Origin of the sequence: Bradyrhizobium sp. (assembly GCF_049691595.1) — a bacterium.
Taxonomy (GTDB): Bacteria; Pseudomonadota; Alphaproteobacteria; order Rhizobiales; family Xanthobacteraceae; genus Bradyrhizobium.
Window position 1 is genome coordinate 1 of the sequence record NZ_JBAVNZ010000401.1, and the last position, 4,236, is coordinate 4,236.

Here is a 4,236-nt window from a genome sequence, read left to right on the forward strand (position 1 = left end):
ACCCTCCCCCTCCAGGGGAGGGTAAGCCCGAGGGCGCGCCCTACCCGTCCGTCTTCAGGCTGCTGACATCCGGCGCCGCCGGCGAAACCCCGAGTTTCGCCTCCAGCGCCACGATCCGCGCCTTCAGCGCCTCGTTTTCCTCGCGCGCCAGCCGCGCCATGTCCTTGACCGCCTCGAACTCCTCGCGCTTGACGATATCGAGGTCGCGCAGGATTTTTTCGGCCTGATGGCGCACCACCGCATCGACCTCGCGCTTGACGCCTTGGGCGGCGCCGGCGGCGTCGTTCATCAGGCGGCCGATCTCGTCGAAAAACCGGTTGCTGGTCTGGGTCATCTTTCGAAACTCTCCGCTTTCGCTTGCGTGGGGTCGAACCCCCAGACAATGGCGATCCTCGCGGCGCGGTTCAAGGCCGGAATGCCGATCCCGCCTCCGCTTGCCTTGTCATGCCGCGGTTTCCTTGCAATCGTATTGAACGCGCAAGCCAAATCAAGAAATCGGAAAACGAGAAGAAACGCCCATGATCGACCAGCAGATCGAGATTCCCACCAAAGACGGCCACACCACCACCTTCATCACCCATCCCGAACGCGGCGGACCGTTTCCCGTCATCATCTTCTACATGGACGCGCCGGCGATCCGCGAGGAACTGCGCGACATGGCGCGGCGGCTCGGCACATCGGGTTATTACGTGATGCTGCCCAACATGTATTACCGCTCCGGCGTGATGGAACTCGGGCCGATACCGCCGGACCCGGAAGCGCCCGAGCGCAAGCGGATGTTCGGATTCATGAACTCGATCGACATTCCACTTGTCATGGAGGACACCAGGGCGCTGCTCGCCTATGCCGACAAGCAGCCTGCCGCGCGCGCGGACATCGTCGGCACCGTCGGCTACTGCATGAGCGGGCGCTACGCGATCAACGCGGCGACGCATTTTCAGGATCGCGTCAAGGCCGCCGCCTCGGTCTATGGCACCCATCTCGCGACCGACCAGCCCGACAGCCCGCATCTTGCCGCGTCAAAGACCAAAGCCGAACTGTATTTCGCCTGTGCCGAGACCGATATCTACGCGCCGCGGGAAATCATCGACAGGGTGAAGACGGGCATGAAGGGATCGAACAACGAGGTCGAAATCTATCCCGGCACCCATCACGGTTTTGCGTTCCCGAAACGCCCGGTCTACGACCGCGACGCCGCCGAGCGGCACTGGGAACGGCTGCTGGCGCTCTATCGCCGCAATCTTTCGTAAGTTCAGGACTAGATGCCTTTCCTCACCATCGCCTTCCCGGTGTTCGATCCGATCGCCATCTCGATCGGGCCGATCGCGATCCGCTGGTATGCGCTGGCCTATATCGGCGGCATCGTGCTCGGATGGATCTATGCGCGCGCGCTGATCAAAAACTCAAAATGGTGGGGCGGGCCGTCGCCCATCACGCTGCTCGACATGGACGACTTCATCCTGTGGGTGACGGTCGGCATCATAATAGGCGGCCGAACCGGCTACGTGCTGTTCTACAACCTGGATTTTTTCATCCAGCACCCCGCCGAAATTGTCGAGCTGTGGAAAGGCGGCATGTCGTTCCATGGTGGCTTTCTGGGCTGCGTGGTCGCGGTGATCGGATTTTGCAGGAAACGCGGTCTTTCGATCTTGTCACTGGGTGACATTACCTGCGCAGTCGCTCCCATCGGCATCTTTCTGGTCCGCTTGACCAATTTCATCAACAGCGAATTGTGGGGCCGCGCCGCCGACCCCAGCCTGCCCTGGTCGATGGTGTTTCCCAATGGCGGACCTGAACCGCGCCATCCGAGCCAGCTCTACGAGGCCGGGCTCGAGGGCATCCTGCTGTTCACGGTATTGACGTTGATGGTACGGATGGGCGCGTTGAAGCGGCCGGGCCTCGTTCTCGGCAGCTTCATCGCGATCTACGGTCTTGCCCGCATCGCCGGGGAATTGTTCCGGGAGCCGGACCCGCAGCTTGGATTTTTGTGGGGCGGCCTGACCATGGGTATGCTGTTGTCGGTGCCCATGATCGTTGCAGGCGCTATTATTGTTGTGATGGCCTGGCGTCGTCCATTTCCGACGCCCATACCCGGTTCGGTGCCGTGAGGCACCGAAAGCCATTGTCCGAGTCGATCCAAGGCAGGCCGTGACCGAATTTTCGCCGCTGCAGTCGGAGATCCAGAATCTGATCAAATCGTCCGGCCCGATGCCGGTCTGGCGATACATGGAACTGTGCCTGACGCATCCCGAGCACGGCTATTACGTGTCGCGCGATCCGCTCGGCCGCGAAGGCGATTTCACCACCGCGCCCGAAGTCAGCCAGATGTTCGGCGAACTGCTCGGGCTGTGGGCGGCCTCGATCTGGAAGGCGATCGGGTCGCCGCCATCGCTGCGGCTGGTCGAGCTCGGACCCGGCCGCGGCACCATGATGGCGGACGCGCTTCGCGCGCTGCGCGTGCTGCCGCCGCTTTATCAGTCGCTCAGCGTCCATCTGGTCGAGATCAATCCGGTGCTGCGCGACAAGCAGCGGGCGACGCTGTCGGGCAGCCGCGACATCGTCGGGCATGACAGTATCGACCAGGTGCCGAAAGGCCCGGCGGTGATCCTCGCCAATGAATATTTCGACGTGCTGCCGATCCATCAGGCGGTGAAGCGCGAGACCGGCTGGCATGAGCGCACGGTCGAAATCGACGCCGACGGCAAGCTGGTGTTTGGCGCCGCGCCCGAACCCACCCCGCGCTTCGGGCTGCTGGTGCCGCCGCTGGTGCGCGCGGCTCCGGTCGGGGCGGTGTTCGAATGGCGGTCCGATGCCGAGATCATGAAGATCGCGTCCCGCATCCGCGACCAGGACGGCGCGGCGCTGATCATCGACTACGGGCATATGCGCAGTGATGCCGGCGATACCTTTCAGGCCATCGCCCGCCACAGCTTTGCCGACCCCCTGAAGAATCCCGGCCAGACCGACGTCACCGCGCATGTCGATTTTCAGGCGCTGGCGCGCGCCGCCGAGGACCTCGGCGCGCGCGTCCATGGGCCGGTGTCGCAGGGCGATTTTCTCAAGCGGCTCGGGATCGAGACGCGCGCGGTCACCCTGATGGCGAAGGCCTCGCACGAGGTATCCGAAGATATTTCCGGCGCGCTGAAACGCCTGACCGATAGCGGCCGCGGCGGCATGGGCTCGATGTTCAAGGTGCTGGCGATCACGGATCAGCGGCTCACCGCGATCGCGGGCCTGAGCGACGAGCCGCCGGACGCCACGCCATCATGACCCTGCGATCGCCGCTGCTGTCGGCCATTCCCGGCCTGCGTCATGCCTTCTTCTCACGCGAGGGCGGCGTGTCCGGCGGCATCTATGCCGGGCTCAATGGCGGCATCGGCTCCAACGACGACCCGGCCCATGTCGCGGAAAATCGCCACCGGATGGCGCAGGAGATGGGGGTTGCGCCCACGCATCTTCTCGGGGTGCATCAGATCCATTCGCCGGATGCCGTGGTGGCAACCGGGCCATGGCCAAGCGCGCGGCCGCGCGCCGACGCCATCGTGACCCGCACCGAAGGCATTGCGATCGGCATCACCGCCGCCGATTGCGGGCCGATCTTGCTGGTCGATCCCAATGCGCGGGTGATCGGCGCGGCCCATGCCGGCTGGAAGGGCGCGCTCACAGGCGTGCTGGAATCGACCGTGGAGGCGATGGAAAACCTCGGCGCCGACCGCAACGGCATCGTGGCCGCGATCGGTCCCCTGATCCGCCAGCACTCTTATGAAGTGGGCCGTGAATTCGTCGAACGCTTCCTGGACGCGGACGCGGAGAACGCCCTGTTCTTCCTGCCCGGCGCCCGCGACGGTCATGCGATGTTCGATCTCGCCGGCTTCATCCGGATGCGGCTGGAAAATGCCGGCATTTTGATGATCGACGATACCGGCATCGATACCTATTCCGACGAGCGCTTCTACAGCTACCGCCGCTCCGTGCATCGTGGCGAGCCGGATTACGGCCGCCACGTGCATGCGATCGCGCTGGAGCCATAGGTCCGGCGGAACTGCTTGAAGTTCAGCGAAAATTTTCAGGCCCGGAGCGCGCCGCGCTCAATTTACCTCTGCGGCCCTCCTGCCCTAGACCTTAACGCAAATTAACGATATCGCTCTGAGGTGATGAGGGACATCATCCCAGCCTTATTCCGAACCGCGCCGCGCGCGTTCATCGCCGCATCGTTGCTGGTCGCCGCCTGCGCGC

5 protein-coding genes are annotated in these 4,236 nt (G+C 64.0%); 4 read left to right on the forward strand and 1 reads right to left on the reverse strand.

The features are described from left to right. Positions 1 to 40: 40 nt before the first annotated feature. The gene (locus WCE35_RS17250; RefSeq protein WP_424594540.1) at positions 41 to 334 is read right to left on the reverse strand and encodes an accessory factor UbiK family protein; all 294 of its coding nucleotides are present in this window, start codon (positions 332 to 334) and stop codon (positions 41 to 43) included. A 184-nt stretch (positions 335 to 518) separates the two neighbouring features. Between WCE35_RS17250 and WCE35_RS17255 the strand changes: the two genes are divergently transcribed. Genes WCE35_RS17255 through pgeF form a run of 4 tightly spaced genes read left to right on the forward strand, consistent with a single transcriptional unit; the run spans position 519 to position 4,031 of the window. Continuing rightward, positions 519 to 1,250, forward strand: a complete 732-nt coding sequence (locus tag WCE35_RS17255; protein ID WP_424594541.1) for a dienelactone hydrolase family protein — start codon at positions 519 to 521, stop codon at positions 1,248 to 1,250. A gap of 12 nt (positions 1,251 to 1,262) precedes the next feature. Beyond that, positions 1,263 to 2,108 carry a prolipoprotein diacylglyceryl transferase gene (gene lgt / locus WCE35_RS17260; RefSeq protein ID WP_424594542.1) on the forward strand — a complete coding sequence of 282 codons (846 nt, stop codon included), beginning with the start codon at positions 1,263 to 1,265 and terminating at the stop codon, positions 2,106 to 2,108. A gap of 40 nt (positions 2,109 to 2,148) precedes the next feature. After that, on the forward strand, positions 2,149 to 3,270 hold the full coding sequence (locus tag WCE35_RS17265) for a class I SAM-dependent methyltransferase (RefSeq protein ID WP_424594543.1): 1,122 nt from the start codon (positions 2,149 to 2,151) through the stop codon (positions 3,268 to 3,270). Beyond that, entirely contained in the window at positions 3,267 to 4,031 is a 765-nt protein-coding gene (pgeF, locus tag WCE35_RS17270) for a peptidoglycan editing factor PgeF (protein WP_424594544.1), read from the forward strand. Before WCE35_RS17265 ends, pgeF begins: the two co-directional genes overlap by 4 nt. Positions 4,032 to 4,236 lie beyond the last annotated feature (205 nt).